This is a genomic window from Pseudomonas sp. (assembly GCF_030698175.1).
Taxonomy (GTDB): domain Bacteria; phylum Pseudomonadota; class Gammaproteobacteria; order Pseudomonadales; family Pseudomonadaceae; genus Aquipseudomonas.
The window spans coordinates 54,351-70,157 of sequence record NZ_JAUYNT010000026.1; the positions used below are offsets into that span (position 1 = coordinate 54,351).

Annotated in this window: 10 protein-coding genes and 3 pseudogenes; 4 read left to right on the forward strand and 9 right to left on the reverse strand. The window is 60.8% G+C overall.

Going from position 1 to position 15,807, the window contains the following annotated elements; all coding sequences use genetic code 11:
* Nucleotides 1–1,009: 1,009 nt before the first annotated feature.
* From pbpC to Q8R10_RS20890, 3 genes and pseudogenes are all read left to right on the forward strand, one after another.
* Entirely contained in the window at nt 1,010–3,385 is a 2,376-nt protein-coding gene (gene pbpC, locus Q8R10_RS13845; RefSeq protein ID WP_371133339.1) for a peptidoglycan glycosyltransferase PbpC, read from the forward strand.
* A gap of 344 nt (nt 3,386–3,729) precedes the next feature.
* Nucleotides 3,730–4,755: pseudogene (locus Q8R10_RS20885) on the forward strand (cache domain-containing protein); the annotation flags it as partial.
* A gap of 129 nt (nt 4,756–4,884) precedes the next feature.
* Complete coding sequence (locus Q8R10_RS20890) at nt 4,885–5,613, forward strand: methyl-accepting chemotaxis protein (protein WP_371133340.1); 729 nt, start codon at nt 4,885–4,887, stop codon at nt 5,611–5,613.
* A 77-nt stretch (nt 5,614–5,690) separates the two neighbouring features.
* Here Q8R10_RS20890 and Q8R10_RS13855 read toward each other — a convergent pair whose 3' ends face one another.
* From Q8R10_RS13855 to Q8R10_RS13875, 7 genes and pseudogenes are all read right to left on the reverse strand, one after another.
* Nucleotides 5,691–6,482 carry a hypothetical protein gene (locus Q8R10_RS13855; protein ID WP_305654421.1) on the reverse strand — a complete coding sequence of 264 codons (792 nt, stop codon included), beginning with the start codon at nt 6,480–6,482 and terminating at the stop codon, nt 5,691–5,693.
* 149 nt (nt 6,483–6,631) lie between these two features.
* Entirely contained in the window at nt 6,632–7,447 is an 816-nt protein-coding gene (locus Q8R10_RS13860; protein ID WP_305654422.1) for an ABC transporter substrate-binding protein, read from the reverse strand.
* A 66-nt stretch (nt 7,448–7,513) separates the two neighbouring features.
* On the reverse strand, nt 7,514–8,227 hold the full coding sequence (locus tag Q8R10_RS20895) for a methyl-accepting chemotaxis protein (protein ID WP_371133341.1): 714 nt from the start codon (nt 8,225–8,227) through the stop codon (nt 7,514–7,516).
* Nucleotides 8,228–8,371: 144 nt separating this feature from the next.
* Nucleotides 8,372–9,397, reverse strand: a pseudogene (locus tag Q8R10_RS20900) (cache domain-containing protein); the annotation flags it as partial.
* A 127-nt stretch (nt 9,398–9,524) separates the two neighbouring features.
* Nucleotides 9,525–10,400, reverse strand: a complete 876-nt coding sequence (locus tag Q8R10_RS20905; RefSeq protein ID WP_371133342.1) for a methyl-accepting chemotaxis protein — start codon at nt 10,398–10,400, stop codon at nt 9,525–9,527.
* Nucleotides 10,401–11,168 (reverse strand): annotated as a pseudogene (locus tag Q8R10_RS20910) (MCP four helix bundle domain-containing protein); the annotation flags it as partial.
* Between the two features lie 265 nt (nt 11,169–11,433).
* Nucleotides 11,434–12,336 (reverse strand): LysR family transcriptional regulator, encoded by a 903-nt coding sequence (locus tag Q8R10_RS13875; RefSeq protein ID WP_305654425.1) that lies wholly within the window; start codon nt 12,334–12,336, stop codon nt 11,434–11,436.
* A 121-nt stretch (nt 12,337–12,457) separates the two neighbouring features.
* Between Q8R10_RS13875 and Q8R10_RS13880 the strand changes: the two genes are divergently transcribed.
* Nucleotides 12,458–13,453 (forward strand): aldo/keto reductase, encoded by a 996-nt coding sequence (locus Q8R10_RS13880; RefSeq protein WP_305654426.1) that lies wholly within the window; start codon nt 12,458–12,460, stop codon nt 13,451–13,453.
* A 10-nt stretch (nt 13,454–13,463) separates the two neighbouring features.
* On the opposite strand, the gene Q8R10_RS13885 is transcribed toward Q8R10_RS13880, so the two are convergent.
* Both Q8R10_RS13885 and Q8R10_RS13890 read right to left on the reverse strand, forming a co-directional pair.
* Complete coding sequence (locus Q8R10_RS13885) at nt 13,464–14,468, reverse strand: lipase secretion chaperone (RefSeq protein ID WP_305654427.1); 1,005 nt, start codon at nt 14,466–14,468, stop codon at nt 13,464–13,466.
* 79 nt (nt 14,469–14,547) lie between these two features.
* Nucleotides 14,548–15,510, reverse strand: a complete 963-nt coding sequence (locus Q8R10_RS13890) for a triacylglycerol lipase (protein WP_305654428.1) — start codon at nt 15,508–15,510, stop codon at nt 14,548–14,550.
* Nucleotides 15,511–15,807: the final 297 nt, after the last annotated feature.

The window sequence follows — 15,807 nt, forward strand, 5'->3', positions numbered from 1 at the left end:
TGTGTCGCCGATTGGTCCTTGCGATCCAGTTGCACCAGTGTTGCCGATGGGGCCTAGGGGGCCGACAGCGCCGGTCTCGCCGATTGGCCCTTGCGGCCCGGTTGCGCCAATATCACCTTGTGGGCCTTGCGCTCCGGTCGCACCGATTTCGCCCTGGATGCCTTGGTCGCCTTGGGGACCTGCCGCACCTTGTAGGCCTGTCTCGCCTTGCAGACCAATTGGACCTGCCGGACCCGTTGGACCGGTTTCGCCTATTGGTCCTTGCGGCCCAGTTGCTCCGGTCACGCCAATTGGCCCTTGCGGTCCTATTGCGCCTGTTTCACCCACTGGCCCTTGTGGTCCTGTTGGTCCTGCCGCGCCGGTATCGCCTTTGTCACCCTTGGTGCCGGGGCAGCCTGCGCCATAGCCATGCTCGCAGTTCCAGACCCGCTGTTCGAGGGCGGTGAGCCCACCTTTGAGGTTGAGCAGGGTATGTTCGGGGTCGTGATCGGCCAGCGCTGGAGTGCTGAAGCCGAGTAACAGCGCCGATACCAGCGCGGCGATCAGCGCAACACTGCGGTGCAAGGTGGTCGAGCCAGGGGCTAGGGTTGGCGCTGCGGGCTGGGGCCGCGAGTCAGCTAAATACTGGGTTCCCATGATTTATGTCCTGCCTGGAAAGTAAGCGCCTCTGCCTTACCCGAGCCTGACCAATCCGCTATGGATCTCCCTGGGTGGGGCCTGTGGCCCCTGAAGTAGAACGCCTGTGCCGGCGGGTTCTACCTTTCGCGGTATCCTCTGATCTCGAGCTTTGTGGCTGAGATGAAGGCCGAAGTTTTTGCTGTCGGTGCAACTGGCTCAGGCCTACGGCCCACCTTGTCTGATGTCAGTTTGATATTGGTTTAGAGGCCGTAACTGATGCTGTAAAGGTGTTGCTTGGATGAAACAGTGGAATGCGCCAGTATTCCGATAAGTGGCGAAAACGCGTCGATATCTTGGCGATCTTTGTTTGACGAATAGGGCTGGAAAGACCATGGGTTGTCGCCCGCAGTGCGCCACCAAGATGCGGGAGCCCTTATGGCGCGAGGGCCGGCGTTGGCTGGCGTGGCCCTTGTTATTGGCCGCTGGACTGGCGCTGCTGTGGGTGGCGGATCGTCTGTTTCCTCTGCCCCTGCCGCAGGATGATCAGGCCCGCGTGGTGTTGGCCGAAGACGGTACGCCGCTGTGGCGCTTTGCCGATGCCAATGGCGTATGGCGTTACCCGATCACGCCCGACGAGGTGGCGCCCGAGTACCTGGAGGCGCTGCTGACTTACGAGGATCGCTGGTTTTATCAGCACCCCGGTATCAATCCGCTGGCGTTGGGTCGCGCCGCTTGGCAAAACCTCATCGGCGGGCGAGTGTTGTCCGGCGGCAGTACCTTGTCGATGCAGGTGGCGCGGCTGCTCGATCCGCACAGCAGAACCTTCGGCGGCAAGTTGCGCCAGCTTTGGCGCACCCTGCAGCTGGAGTGGCACCTGTCCAAGCGGGAAATTCTCAGCCTGTATTTGAACCGCGCGCCCTTCGGCGGCACTTTGCAGGGCGTGGCCGCCGCCAGTTGGGCGTACTTGGGTAAGCCGCCGAGCCAGCTCACCCGCGCCGAGGCGGCGTTGCTCGCGGTGTTGCCACAGGCCCCGAGCCGCCTGCGCCCGGACCGTCATCCACAAGCGGCGCAAGCGGCCCGCGATAAAGTCCTCAAACGCTTGGCGGCCTTTCAGCTGTGGTCACCGACCGCCATCCGTGAAGCTCTGGAAGAACCGGTGCTGCTGGCGCCACGCCAAGAGCCGAATCTGGCGCCGCTATTGGCGCGCCGGTTGAATACGCCGGGCAGCCCGGCGCTGATTCGCACCACCCTTGACGCCGCCTTGCAGCGCCGTCTCGAAGACCTGTTGCTGGGCTGGCGCGCGCGGCTGCCGGAATACAGTTCGGCGGCGATTGTGGTGGTCGAACACGACAGCATGGCGGTGCGCGCTTACCTGGGCTCGGTGGACATTAACGACAAGCGCCGCTTTGGCCATGTCGATATGGTCAGCGCCCAGCGTTCGCCTGGGTCAACCCTCAAACCCTTCCTGTACGGCATGGCACTGGACGCCGGCCTGATCCATTCCGAATCCTTGCTGCAAGACGTGCCCCGGCGTTATGGCGACTATCGCCCAGGTAATTTCTCCGCCGGTTTCAGCGGCCCGGTGGCGGCCAGTGAAGCGCTGGCCACCTCGCTCAACTTGCCTGCCGTGCAGTTGCTGGAAGCCTACGGGCCGAAGCGTTTTGCCGGCGAACTGCGCAGCGCCGGCGTGCCCTTGGCCTTGCCGGTGCTGGCCGAACCGAACCTGACGCTGATTCTCGGCGGTGCCGGCAGCAAGTTGGAGGAGTTGCTCGGCGGCTATCGAGCCCTGGCCCAGGGCGGCAAAGCGGCGCGGTTGCGCTATCAGCCGAGCGATCCGTTAATCGAGCGGCGGCTGCTGTCACCGGGTTCGGCCTGGATTATCCGGCGCATCCTGAGCGGTCAGGTGCGTCCCGACCGCGACCCCCGCGCGCAATTACAGCAACGCCCCAGCCTGGCCTGGAAGACTGGCACCAGCTACGGTTTTCGTGATGCTTGGGCGCTGGGGGTTGGTCCACGTTACCTGATTGGTATCTGGATCGGCCGCCCGGACGGCACCCCGGTACCTGGCCAGTTCGGCCTAGCGTCGGCGGCGCCGCTGATGCTGCAAGTGCATGATCTGCTGGTGAACCGCGACAGCCAGCGCGGCATCCCGCAACCGGTGGAGGCGGTGCCGGCCAGTATCGGTGTGGCGGCCATCTGCTGGCCGCTGGGCCAGCCGCTGAATAAGGACGATCCCAACTGTCGCCGGCAACGTTTCGCCTGGACCCTGGATGGCACCACGCCGCCGACTCTGCAGGCCGCCGACCAGCCGCTGGGATTGGGTTTGCAGCAGCGCACTTGGCTGAATCCCCAGGGCTTGCAAGTGGATGCCGGTTGCGCCGAGGCCAAGGCCGCCGAGTTGCTGCTCTGGCCGGCGCCGCTGGAGCCCTGGTTGCCACGCCGCGAACGGCGCAGTGCGCGCTTGCCGGCCAGCGACATAAACTGCCCGCCCCGCCAAGCCGCTCAGGCCGCGCCGTTATCCATAGTCGGCGTGCGTGAAGGCGACAACCTGCGCCGCCCCGCCGGCAGCGTTGAGCCGCTGCAACTCAAACTCGCCGCCTTGGGCGGCAGCGGTCGGCGCTGGTGGTTCCTCGACGGCGCGCCCCTCACCGACAGCGCCAGCGACGCCAGCTTCAATCATGCCTTCAGCCGCCTGGGCCGCTATCAACTCAGCGTCCTCGACGAAAGCGGCCAGACCGCGCGGCTGGAGTTTAGTCTGGTGGAGTGATGGCTAAGCCCTGGCGCTGTTGCGGCGCTCTAGTCTGGCCGCTAACGCTTGCCTTGGTGGTTGTCGCTGGTTTAGTGACGCCATTTGGGAGCATTTAGGTCTATACCTTTGCATAGCGGTTACAGCGTGCGCTGAGCAATGGCATGCGGATTGTCTCGGCATCTCATGGGTTATATTCTGACTTTGCTGTCAGTTTATTTAACGGTTCGCTAAAGCTCTGCATGTTGCTGGCCGATAGCCCGTTACCGGGATAGCCGCAGCGCGCTTTGCGACCCAACAATAAATATAAGAGGCCTTTCATGAACTTCTGGCAACGCAGTATTCAGTGGCAGTTGATCATCAGCATGGGTGCGGCGATTTTAGTCAGCGTGCTGGTGGTGATTGGCATCTACTCACGGGTGGCTAATCAGCAGGCGGAGCAGTATCTGCTGGGTGAGGCGTTGCCGGCGCGGGTTGAGGCGGTGCGCAATGACCTGGAGCGGGTGCTGACCGAGCCGCTCACTGCGGCCAGTGCGCTGGCGGGCAACAGCTTGGTGGTGGACTGGCTGGCCGGTGGTGAAGACCCGGCGCAGCAGCCGGGCTTTGTCCGTTATCTAAGTGGGGTGCAGGCGCAGAACAAGGCGCTGACCACCTTTATCGTGCCGCTGGAATCGGGCCATTATTTTACCGCCAAGGGACTCGATCGCACCCTGACGCGCGGTCCTGAGACTGCCTGGTTTTATGATTTTGTCGACGGCGGCAAGCAACGCTCGCTGGATATTGATATCGACGCGACCACCGGCGTGCCGACCTTGTTTATCAATCAACGCATCGAGTCGGCGGGCAAAGTTTTAGGTGTAGGCGGCATCGGTTTGGGCGTTAGTGCGATGTCCGATCTGATCCGTGACAGTCGTTTTGGCAAGGCCGGTATGGTCTATCTGGTCAGCGCCGATGGTCAGGTGAAGATTCATCCGCAGGCGCAGTTCAGCAATAAAAGTGATCTGACCCAGCTGCTCGGTCGCGAGGCGGCTCAGCAGTTGATGCGCAATGACGGCAAGGTGTTGCATTTTGAGCGCCAGGGCGAAGCCTATTTGGCCATGGCCATGCCGCTGAAAACCCTCGGCTGGCTGTTGGTGGCCGAGGTGCCTGAGGCGGAAATTTATGCCGAGGCGCGGCAGGCCTTATTGACCACCGCGCTGATCAGCCTGGCGGTAGCGTTGTGCTGTTTGGGTTTGGTGGTGCTGTTGGCGCGTGGTCTGGTACGGCCGCTGCGGCGAGTGACTGCGGCGCTGGTGGAAATCGGTGGCGGCGGTGGCGATCTGACGCGCCGGCTGGACGAATCGCGGGCCGATGAACTGGGCGATTTGGCCCGTGGCTTTAACCGCTTTCTGGAAAGCCTGCGCGGCATGATCGGCGGGGTGCTGACCACCAGTGAGCAACTGCGCAACTCGGTCACTCAGGTGGCGAAAGTGGTGGAAAACACCGCCGGGCGCGCCGGCCAGCAGCAGGAAATGACCGACATGGTGGCCACCGCCGTGCACGAGATGGGTCTCACCGTGCAGGAGATCGCACGTAACGCCAACGATGCCGCCGGGGCCTCGCAGCGGGCGCTGGATGAAGCCCAGCAGGCGCGCACCGTGGTCAGCCAGTCGATCGAGAATGTCGAGCGGATGTCCGGCGACATCGGCCATGCCGCCGGTGCGGTGACCGAGTTGGCCGAACAAGTGGCCTCGATTGATCAGGTGTTGGCGGTGATCCGCGGTATTTCTGAGCAGACCAATTTGCTCGCCCTGAACGCAGCCATCGAAGCGGCGCGGGCCGGTGAGTTGGGCCGTGGTTTTGCCGTGGTGGCCGATGAGGTGCGTACCCTGGCCAGTCGCACGCAGTCATCGACCGGCGAAATCCAGCAGATGATTTTGCGTCTCAAGCAGGGCGCCGGTACCGCCGTGACCTCGATGCAGGCCAGTCAATCGGCAACCAGTGCCGGGGTTGAGTCGAGCCAGCGCACGGGCGGCTCACTGGGAGCCATCACCGATCAGGTCGAGCGCATCAGCGACATGAATCACCAGATCGCCACTGCCACCGAGGAGCAATCTTCGGTAACCGAAGAGATCAATCGCAACGTTCAGGGCATCGCTGACTTGGCCCACGCCACCGCCGATGAAGTGCATCGCGGTCGGCAAGATTGCCAGACCCTGCGGAGCTTGGCCGAAGACCTAACTCGGCAGATGGGCAGCTTTCGGCTGTGACGGCCGCCCGATCAGCGTCGGGCGTTTGATAGCAGTAAGCGTGCTGCGCGGCTTAACGCCGGGTAGCACGGGAGGGGTTACTCAAGCGTGAGCAGACGGATCGCGACATCGGCGGCATGCCGTTCGATCATCAGCGGAGTCAGGTTGTTTTTGTAGTCGAGCAGGCGGCCATAGATAAACTGCCAGCGAACCTGAATTTGCTTGAGCTTGGCTTGGTCGTCGGCGTCAGTCAGCAGGCTCTGCAGTGTCAGCAAATCGGTGTTGACGCTCTTGGCCAGTTGGTCGATATCCTGGGCGATATAGAGATGCTGTTGCTCGGTCGGGGTTTCGATGTCGCCGATATAGGCGCGGGCCACGTAGCGGGTCGCCAGCGACTGGACTTCACCGGGCAGTTTGAGCAACAGCTTATCGGCGGCATTCAGCTTGCTGCCGTGGGTCTGTTGAAGGGCGCCGGCAACATCTTGCAGGGCCATCCACAGCGCATATTGCGCCTTGCTGTATTCGAAATTGGCTTCCCAGGGTAAATCAGCTTCGCTCGGCGCGTAGGCCAGGGTTTGTCGTACCTGGCTGTCGAAATTGGCCAAGAGCGGTTGGGTCGCAGCCATGGCTTGTTGCGCCAGCGGCGACAAGGGCAACTGCTGCAGATCGCTCAGGTGCTGATTAAGCGCCTTGAGATCGCTATCCACCTGGCTGGCCTGCTCTTGGGTGCGGCCCTCACCGCGATGCATAAACAGGTCGGTACCGGCGCGGAATAAGGCCACCTCGCTCTGCTGCAAGTGTTGCAGGGAGATATCGATGGCTGCCGAGCTCTGGCTGCTGAATAGGCCAAGCGCTAGCGCTGACAGTGTCGCCCTGATCTTGCTCTGCATACCGATACCCTGTTTACCAATGGAAGGACTTGAGTGTAATTGGTCTAGTCCAATGCTGGCCAGCAACCAAAGATGGGGGTTATGCGCGCAGCGGCCGCATTTAAGCCTGCTGCTTCAGGTGCTCGTCGCCACGCGCGGGCTGGGGCGGTTCAGGGGGCTAGGCTGGTGCTGTAACCGGTACTCAATTGCTCTATCACCCCCTCGCGTTCAAGCTCGACCAGCGCGGCATTGAGGCTGCGGATAAAGTCGGCCTTGTAGCCGAATTTGCCTTGGTCGCGGTTGGTGAAACCGAGGTAGCCGTGTTCAATCGAGAGGGTCGGGCCTTCGACCAGCACTGCGCTCGCATGCGGCTTGATCTCACCGCTGCGTAGTAATTGCTGCCAGGTCCAGAGCGCGGACAAGCGGTCGTTGACGTAGGCGTCGATCCGCCCAAGGCTGAATTTGAGCAGGTTGCTGCGGTTGTCTTTGCCTGACTCCAGGCTGAGTTGGCCGTGCTCAAGCATCTGCTGAAACAGTGGGTTATGGATGACGCTAAAACCGGCATTCTGGCCGATGCGCAGCCCGGCGTAGGCTGCGGGGAAGTCTGCCAGGGCGCGGCCACCGGTGGTCGTTGGATTGACAAAAATAACCACTTTTTCTTCCAGAATAGCTCTGGAGTAATCCATCCAGGGGCGCTCTTGCTGTCGCAGATAAGGCGGGTAGAGGGCGAAGGCCGAGCCACGCTCCAACAGCAATAAACCACGTTTCCAAGGCACGGGGCGGATGCTGACCTGATACGCCGGCATGCGGGCGAAGGCGGCGCGCAGAATATCGCTGTAGAGGCCCAGAGCCTGGCCGTTTTCGCCGTAGCTGTAAGGCGGATAACCCTCGTCGCAAAGAATGCTCACGGGTATCGGTGTTGCCGCGAAACCGACCGCTGCCCAGTACAGGCAAAACCCCAAACCGATGTTTAGCAATTTGCGCATAGGGTGTCCTTGGCGCCTGGCGTGCCGCACGCGACGGCGGCCAGACGGTTCGCGGTTGGTGGTTCTCTAGACCTTGAAGCGTCCGAGCAAACGGTCTTGGTTGCCGACCTGGTCCGCCATCAACGCGCATTGCTCGACTTGGTTCTCGGCGCCGGTGGCGACCTCATGACTGATGTCACGGATATTGGTGGTGTTGCGGTTGATCTCTTCGGTAGTCGCGCTTTGCTCTTCGGCGGCGGTGGCAATTTGCAGGTTCATATCGTTGATGCGGGTGATGGCATCGCGAATGCGTCCGAGCATCTCGTTGGCGGCACTGGCTTCTTCGGCGGTTTGCGCGGCGGTATTGCTGCTTTGCTGGATGCGTGCTTCGGCCTGCTTTACCCCTGTCTGTAACTGGTCGATCATTTCGCGAATTTCACGGGTGGATTGCTGGGTTCGTGAGGCGAGGGAGCGCACTTCGTCGGCGACCACGGCGAAGCCTCGGCCGGTCTCGCCGGCACGGGCGGCTTCGATTGCGGCGTTGAGGGCCAGCAGATTGGTCTGCTCGGCAATACTGGTGATCACCGACAGAATCGACTCGATGTTGTGGCTGAGCTTGGCCAGTTCGTTGATGGCGTGGCTGGTGTCGTTCATCTCACTGGCCAGACGCTTGATCGCCTCGGTTGAGCGTGACACCACGGCCACGCCATTCTCGGTTTCTTGGTTCGCGGCAATTGCCGCCTGCGCCGCCGCCTGGGCGTTACGTGCAACTTCCTCGGCGGTCGAGGCCATTTCCTGCATGGCGGTGGCCAGCTGATCCAGCTCTTGCAACTGCTCTTGCAAGCGGTTGGATGCCTGATTGGCTTCATTGGAGGTGCTGGTGGAACTGGCGCGGACCAGCTGTGAGCTGCTCTTGACGTCGCTGATCAGGGTTTGCAGGTTCTGCAGGAAACGATTGAATTCTTGGGAAACGGCGGCAATTTCATCATTGCCATCGGCCGGCAAGCGGCGGGTCAGGTCGCCTTCGCCCTGATTGATCTCGTGCAGTGAATCGTTCAACAGCGCCAGCGGTTTGAGCAAGCGATTCATCAGCACCCCAAGGACCAGCAGGCTGAGCAACACGCCAACGACAGTGCCGATCACCGCGCGCCAGCTCAAGGCATTGGCCTCGGCCATCACCAAGTTCTCATCCAGCACCACGCCGATATACCAGTCCATGCCCTTGAGGTTGCTTAGCGGGGTGAAGGACACCAGCAGGTTCTTGCCGTCGGCCTGCACTGGCGTCAAGGTTTTATCCAGGGCCGGGCTCTTGCCATCGAAGAGTTCGCTGTAGGCTTTGCTGTTCAGCTTAGCGTCGGGGTGGGAAATAATGCTGCCGTTGCGGCTGAGCAAGAAGGCGTAACCGGCGCCGTTGAAGTCCAGGGTGTTGACTGCCTCGGCGACTGTCTGCAGGGGAATGTCGCCGCCCAGCACACCTTGAAAAACGCCGCCGTTGGTGAGCTTGGTCACTGCCGAAATGAGGATTTCGCCGGTGGTGGAATCCACGTAGGGGTCGGTCAGAACTGCCCGCGTTGAGGCTTTGCCGGTGCCGTACCACGGCCGCTGGCGACCATCCCAATCCGGTTTTGGTTGCCAGTTAGGATCATTTTTGATCGGCTTGCCATCGGCTTCCAGGCTGCCAAATACCAGAATGAATTCGTCCTTGAGGATCGCTCGTTGAAACAAGCGCTGGATGTCTTCTGGGTTGAATTGGCTGTCGATGCTTTGCCCGAGCATATCGATCAGCTTGAGCTTGGCGTTCAGCCAGTTTTCGATCTGCCGGGCCAGCGCGTTACTGGACTCGGAAATGCTGGCTTCCGCCTGGTTACGTAGAGTGTCGCGCACCTGACTGACCTGCGCGAGGGAGAGCAGGCTGGTGGTGATAAACAGTACGGCGGCGGCGGCGAGGCCGACTTTGTGGCTGATCTTCATGGGGGCTGGACTCCTGGCGTGGGCATATCTGCGCAAGCTGGCGACAACCACAGTCCCTGTTCTGGCCGTCCGGTTTTAACTCTGAATAGCCCATGCCAAGCCTGCGGCCGGCATGGCCGAGCGGTGTTTAGCGCGTCGACTTGAGCCGAAAGCGACCGGTCATGCTGAGTAATTGCACGACGATGTGCGCCAGCGAATGGCTGCTTTTATCGATATGGCTGACCGCTTGCTGGGTGGTCACGGCGACGTCGTGGATGGCCACCAGGTTGCGGTTGATCTCATGAGCGACGGCGGTTTGTTCTTCTGTGGCGCTGGCGATTTGGGTGTTCATTGCCATGATGGTGTCTACCGCGTGGCGGATATTGTGCAGCGCCTGATCCGCCTGGTTGGCCTCGGTGACCGTTTGCCGGGCTTTGTTTTGACCGTTGTGCATGGCTTGCACGGCATCGTGAGAGCCGCGCTGCAGGCGCAGGATCATGCTGTCGATTTCGGCGGTCGACTCTTGGGTGCGCTTGGCCAGGTTGCGCACCTCGTCGGCCACTACCGCAAAACCGCGGCCTTGGTCGCCGGCACGCGCCGCTTCGATGGCGGCGTTCAGGGCCAGCAAGTTGGTTTGCTCGGCAATGCTGCGGATCACTTCGAGCACGCCGCCAATGGAGTTGCTGGCACTTTCGACCTCGTTGATCAGCAGGGCGGTGTTCTCCAGCTCGCTCGACAAACTCGAGACTGCCTGCAATGTGTGGCTGACGATTTGCTCGCCGTTTTCGGCTTCGTGGTCGGCGCTTTGCGCCGCTTGGGCGGCGCTGGCGGCATTGCGTGCGACCTCCTGAATGGTTTCGGCCATCTCAGTGGTGGCCGTGGCGACTTGGTCGGTTTCGTGTTGCTGGCGCTCAACGTCCTTATGGGTTTGCTGGGTTACCGCGCTCATTTCCTCGCTCTGGGTGGCGATCTGTGCGGTCAGTCCTTGCAGTGCCTCGATCACCGCGCTGAAGCGTTGCAACATGCCGTTGTAGGCGGTAGCCACTTCGCTGATTTCATTGCGTCCGAGAATCTCGACCTCGGCGCTGAGGTCGGCGTCTTGATCGGCGCGACGCAGCGCTTTAAGCAGGATGTCCATCGGCCGGCTGATGCTGCCCGCCACCCACCAACCGCCGAGCAGGCTGGCGGCAGCAAACAACAGCACCACGCTAATCATCAGGTTGCGCACCGTGTGAAATACCGCCGAGGCCTCATCGCGAAGAACTTTGCTTTCGTCTAGCTGCAGTTGAATCAGCTCGCCAATGCTGGTGCTGATCGGATCGATGCTGGTGTACAGCGGGCCGTTGAAGGCCGACATTTTGCCCTTGAGATCGCTGTCGGCGCCTTGCAGAAAACTGGTCAGGCGCTGCAAGTCTTGGTTGGCGGGGATGAAGTTTAGCCGCGCTTGTTCAGCCAGTTGGCTTTCGCGCTCGGTTAGCTTGGTGGCCATATAGGCTTTCCAATATTTATCGATCTCGTCTTGGGCGGTCTTGATGTTTTGCAGCGCTTGATCGCGGGTGAAAAGGCCCTTATCGGCCTTGTTCACCGCATCGATGATATTTACTGCGTAGTAGTCGCTGATCATCTTGAGTTGCTGCAAGGGCACCACGCGGTCGTTATACAAACTGCCAACGCCAGCGTCGATGCGGCTAAAACCGCTGATGGCTAGCAGCAATACACCGAGCAGTGCGAGCAGCGGAATAACGATCAAAATAAATAACCGATGAGCCACTTTCAGGTTGTGCATGTTCATTACTCCCGCCAGCCACGCAAAGATTAAGCTTTATAAGCAGTGTGGTCGGAGTGAGCGGTGGGCTAAGACTATTTCGCGATAAGCGATGGCTGCTGAGGATCTATCGGCACCGCGTGTCGAGATGGGCTTTAGCTCGCCAGCATTGTGGCGCTGGAAAAACACCGCGCGCCTCCCGAAGACATTGGCCGGTAAGCTGTTAGCAATCCTCCTTCTCGAAGGGCCTGAAGGCAGTCATTGCGCGAAGCGCCTTAACGCGATGCAGGCGCTAATGCCAGTCTTGTTGTGTAAACAACTCCACCAGCCAGTCGACGAACACCCGCACGCGGCGTGACAGTTGCCGCTGCGCAGGGTAGAGCGCGGTCAAGGGCAATGAGGGCGGGGGACAGTTCGCCAGCACCTCGACCAAGCTACCAGCTTTGAGTTGCGCGGCAACATGGTAGTAGGGCACCTGGATCAGTCCGAGCCCGGCCTCGCAGGCGGCCACATAGGCATCGGCGTTATTCACGGCGAGCGGACCGTGCAGGCTGTGGCGGAGCAGTTCGCCGCCGGATTGAAACTCCAAATCAAAGCGCCGCCCAGTCAGGGCCGAGAAGTAATTCACCGCCTGATGGCTGTGCAACTGGCTCAGGTCTGTCGGTACGCCATGGGCCTGCAAATAGGCCGGGCTGGCGCAGGTTAGTTGCCGCAGTTGCACCAGTGGCCGCGCCACCAGGCTGCTGTCATGCAGCTCGCCGGCGCGCAGCACACAATCGATGCCTTCACGAATCAACTCTACCGGCCGATCGCTGACGCCGACCTCCAGCTCGATGCGTGGATAACGGGCGCAAAACTGCGGTAAGGCCGGCACCACTATCAGTCGCGCTAATGAACTGGGCAGGTCGACGCGCAGCTTGCCTTGCGGGTTCTGGCGCCCCTCGCGAAAGCACGCCTCGGCGTCCTCTAGATCGGCCAACAGTTGCACGCAGCGTTGATAGTAGGCCGCCCCGTCGAGGGTGGTTTGCACGTGGCGAGTGGTGCGCTGCAGCAGTTGCACGCCCAGCTGGGCTTCGAGCTGTTTGATCAGGATGGTGACCGATGCGCGCGGCACTTGCAGGCTGTCGGCGGCCTTGCCGAAAGCACCCAGTTCGACGATGCGGGTAAACACGCGCATGGCCTGAAATTTGTCCATGGCGGGCTCATTGTTTGGAATGGATGAATAGTTAATGCGTTTTTAGCCTGTTTATCTTTGTTGGCGCAACAAGAACACTGGGTCGAGTGTTTATTGATCTGCGCTCTAAGGAGTAACTGTTATGCAAATGCGTCGACTCGGCCGTAACGGCCCCGAGGTTTCCGCCATAGGTTTGGGCTGCATGGGCATGAGCGATTTTTATGGCGCCGAGCACAATTCGGCACAAGCCATTGCGACTATTCAGCGTGCCCTTGAACTGGGCCTGACATTGCTCGATACCGCCGACATGTATGGCCCATTTAGCAATGAAGAGTTGATCGGTACGGCCATTCGCGGCAATCGTGAGCAGGTGTTTTTGGCCAGTAAGTTCGGCATTTTGCGTGACCCTGCGGACCCCTCGGTGCGTGGTGTGAATGGCCGTCCGGAATACGTGCGGCAGGCCATCGAGGGCAGTTTGCAGCGCTTGGGGGTCGAGTGTCTGGACCTCTATTACCTGCATCGAATGGACCCCCAGGTGCCGATCGAGGACAGCGTTGGCGCCATGGCCGAGCTGGTGCAGGCCGGTAAGGTGCGTTACCTGGGGTTGAGCGAGGCCTCGGCGGCAACCCTGGAGCGAGCGCATCGGGTGCATCCGATCAGCGCCTTGCAAAGCGAGTATTCGCTCTGGAGCCGCGAGCCAGAAAGTAATGGCAGTCTGCAAGCTTGCCGGCGCCTAGGCATCGCCTTCGTCCCTTACAGCCCGTTGGGGCGCGGATTTTTAACCGGCGCGATCAGTTCCGTCGATGACTTTGCTGCGGATGATTTTCGCCGTACTAACCCGCGTTTTCAGGGCGCTAACTTTGCCAAAAACCTTGCCCTGGTGGCCCAGGTAAAGCGTCTGGCGGCGGCCAAAGGGGTGCTGCCGGCGCAGCTGGCGTTGGCCTGGGTGTTGGCGCAAGGCGAGGACATTATTCCGATTCCCGGCACCACGCAGCGCAAGAACCTCGAACAAAATATTGCCGCGCTGGATGTGCAGCTGAGCCCTGCCGAGCTTGCCGAGATCGATGCGCTGTTTCCGTTGGATGTCGCCGCCGGTACCCGTTACGGCGCCGAGAGCATGCGCATGCTTAATCGCTGAGTGCGCCGCCTTACAACTCCGCATCCAGGGCGCTCACCCGTTTACGCTCCAGCTCATTGAAGCTGGCGGCTTGCAGATCGGCGATGGCGCTTTGCTGGTCGGTGGCACTCAGACCCGATTGGCGCAGGCTGTTGCGCGCCTGGGCATAGGCTTGCAGGCGGGCTTGCCAGTCGCGGCGTTGGGCGTCGAGTTTTTGCAGTTCGCCGGCGGCTTGCGGGTCGAGGGTTTTGGCCCGTAACTGGTAAATCTCTTCTTCGCTGGCGCCGGCCTGGCGCATGGCTTCGGTGGCCTCATACAGCTCGCCATCACGGCTGACCTGTTGGCGCACGGCGCGCTGCTCAGGCGGCAGCTGGGCTTCCAGCATAGCCAGTTGCGCACGGTGTTCATCGAGGCTCAAGGCGCGTTCATTGAGGTTCAGTTGGGCGAGCATAAACTGGTCTTGGCTGACATCACTGCTGAAGAAAGCTTGGTTTTCGTCCGCGCTAAAATACTGTTCGCGCAGTTGCGCCAAGCCTTGCAGGTGCTGGCCAAACGCGGCGGCGGTGGGCTCCAGACTGCCCTTGGATAGGTCAAACATGGCCAGCCGGTAGTCGAGGTAGCGCTTGAGCAGGTCGCGGGCTTGCGCCAGTGCTTGGCCTTGCACCTGGCTGGCCAGGTCGTTGTGAATGCGCAGCAAAATTTTCGCCACCGGCTCCTCGTCGATGGCATTGAAGTAGAAGTCGAATAACTGCAGCAGTTGCGGGTCCAGCAGCAGTTTGCCGTTGCCGTCGACCTGCAAGCGGATGCCATGGCTGGCGCCTTGCAATGACGGCGGCAGCGCGCCGGGGGTGGTCAGTTGGGCGGCGGGTTGTTGGCTAAGTTGGCGATTAATGCGGCGCACTTGTTCGGCCTTCTCGGCGGTTGCCGTCAGGCTGGGAGGCGGGTTAATACCAGCGGGGATAAAAAATCCTATGCCGATGGCAAGCAGGGCCAAGCAGCAGGTCACTGCGGCCAGTCGGGAAAAACTGATGGGCATTGATGTTCTCCAGCAAAGACAGTGCGACCAGGCTGGGGGAGCTCTTGCGGGTTTCCCCCAGCCTGGGTTGCCAAACCTTTTACAGGCTGAGGTTCTTTAGGCGGTTAGCGTGGTTCTGGAACAGGGTCTTGGGATTGGTTTCAAACCACGATACCAGGCCGAGAATCTGATTGTTGATGTCGATGTGGTTCATCCGGTAATTGTCCTTGAGCACCTTGCCGAAGTGGCTGGAGCAGCGTCCGGTGACGCCGTCATTGGCCTCATTGAAGGCCAGGCTGGTGATGCCGAACAGCGGGTCGGAGAGGTCAAACAGGTTGGTCATCGGCGAGGTGCCGCTCCAGGAATACAGGCGAATGCTGTTGCCGGAGATGCTGACAGTCTCGGGGCCTTCACCGCAGGCGGTAGTTGGCACGCCGAGCGGGAATCTCTGGTTGCTCGCCGCCGCGCCGCTCTGGTTGAACTCGGCCAGCATGGCGCGGATATCCGAGGGGCTCTTCTTGTTGTTCGACAGCAGATTGACCAGGTTACCAACCGTATTGGCAAACAGATCGAAGGCTACCCCTTGCAGGGTGCCTGCGGGCGCTATGCCGGTGACCAGATCGGCCACCGGCGAGCCTTTGTGCGGGCTGTGCATGGTGGTGATGGAGGCGACCAGATCGGGGCGCACATTCATCACGTAGCGCGCGGTCACGCCGCCCTGGCTATGGCCCATCAGGTTGAACTTAGTGATCCTACCGCCAGAGCTGGCACGGATATTATCCAGCTGGGCGATCAAGGTTTCGCCGCGTTTGGCCGAACTGTCGAAGGCGTTGATCTTAGGTACAAAAACGGTGGCGCCTTGGCTTTGCAGCGCCGCCGGAATTTTGTACCAGTAATCGATACCGGCGATGCTGTCGAAGGCAAAAATGCCTGGCACCAGCACGATCGGATTTTTGGTCTGCGCCTGGGTATTGCTGAACAGGCTAGAGAACAGTCCGGCTTGGCTGGCTTGGCTAAGCCCCATACCGAGGCTCAGCAGAGAGACGGCAAATAGCTTCTTCATGTTGGCATTCCTATCATTATTTTTATTGTTAAGGCCTCGTACTGCCGACGCGAGGTGACCGCTATCAGAGCACGTCGGTAGCGGGCTGACTTGTACGAATCGATGACTTAGCCCGTTGCGAGTTGGTCTTGGTGACAGACCTATGAGGTGCTGGAGTCGCGGGCAATCGCGGCCCGCCAAGCGCTAAGTAAAACTACAACAAGGCTGAATCTTGCGCGGATTGGCGTGCGGATGACTCAGCGCTAGCTGTTCGGCAAAGGTCCACAGCCCGTTGAGTCAAGGTGCCGGTCATGGTGA

Bases quoted from the DNA above. Each gene is read 5' to 3' on its own strand.
- pbpC (WP_371133339.1), top strand. From the start codon at position 1,010: ATGGGTTGTCGCCCGCAGTGCGCCACCAAGATGCGGGAGCCCTTATGG.
- Q8R10_RS13885 (WP_305654427.1), bottom strand. From the start codon at position 14,468: ATGCCCATCAGTTTTTCCCGACTGGCCGCAGTGACCTGCTGCTTGGCC.
- Q8R10_RS13875 (WP_305654425.1), bottom strand. From the start codon at position 12,336: ATGGACAAATTTCAGGCCATGCGCGTGTTTACCCGCATCGTCGAACTG.
- Q8R10_RS13890 (WP_305654428.1), bottom strand. From the start codon at position 15,510: ATGAAGAAGCTATTTGCCGTCTCTCTGCTGAGCCTCGGTATGGGGCTT.
- Q8R10_RS13860 (WP_305654422.1), bottom strand. From the start codon at position 7,447: ATGCGCAAATTGCTAAACATCGGTTTGGGGTTTTGCCTGTACTGGGCA.
- Q8R10_RS13880 (WP_305654426.1), top strand. From the start codon at position 12,458: ATGCAAATGCGTCGACTCGGCCGTAACGGCCCCGAGGTTTCCGCCATA.
- Q8R10_RS20895 (WP_371133341.1), bottom strand. From the start codon at position 8,227: ATGCAGGAAATGGCCTCGACCGCCGAGGAAGTTGCACGTAACGCCCAG.
- Q8R10_RS13855 (WP_305654421.1), bottom strand. From the start codon at position 6,482: ATGCAGAGCAAGATCAGGGCGACACTGTCAGCGCTAGCGCTTGGCCTA.
- Q8R10_RS20905 (WP_371133342.1), bottom strand. From the start codon at position 10,400: ATGTTGCAACGCTTCAGCGCGGTGATCGAGGCACTGCAAGGACTGACC.
- Q8R10_RS20890 (WP_371133340.1), top strand. From the start codon at position 4,885: ATGGTGGCCACCGCCGTGCACGAGATGGGTCTCACCGTGCAGGAGATC.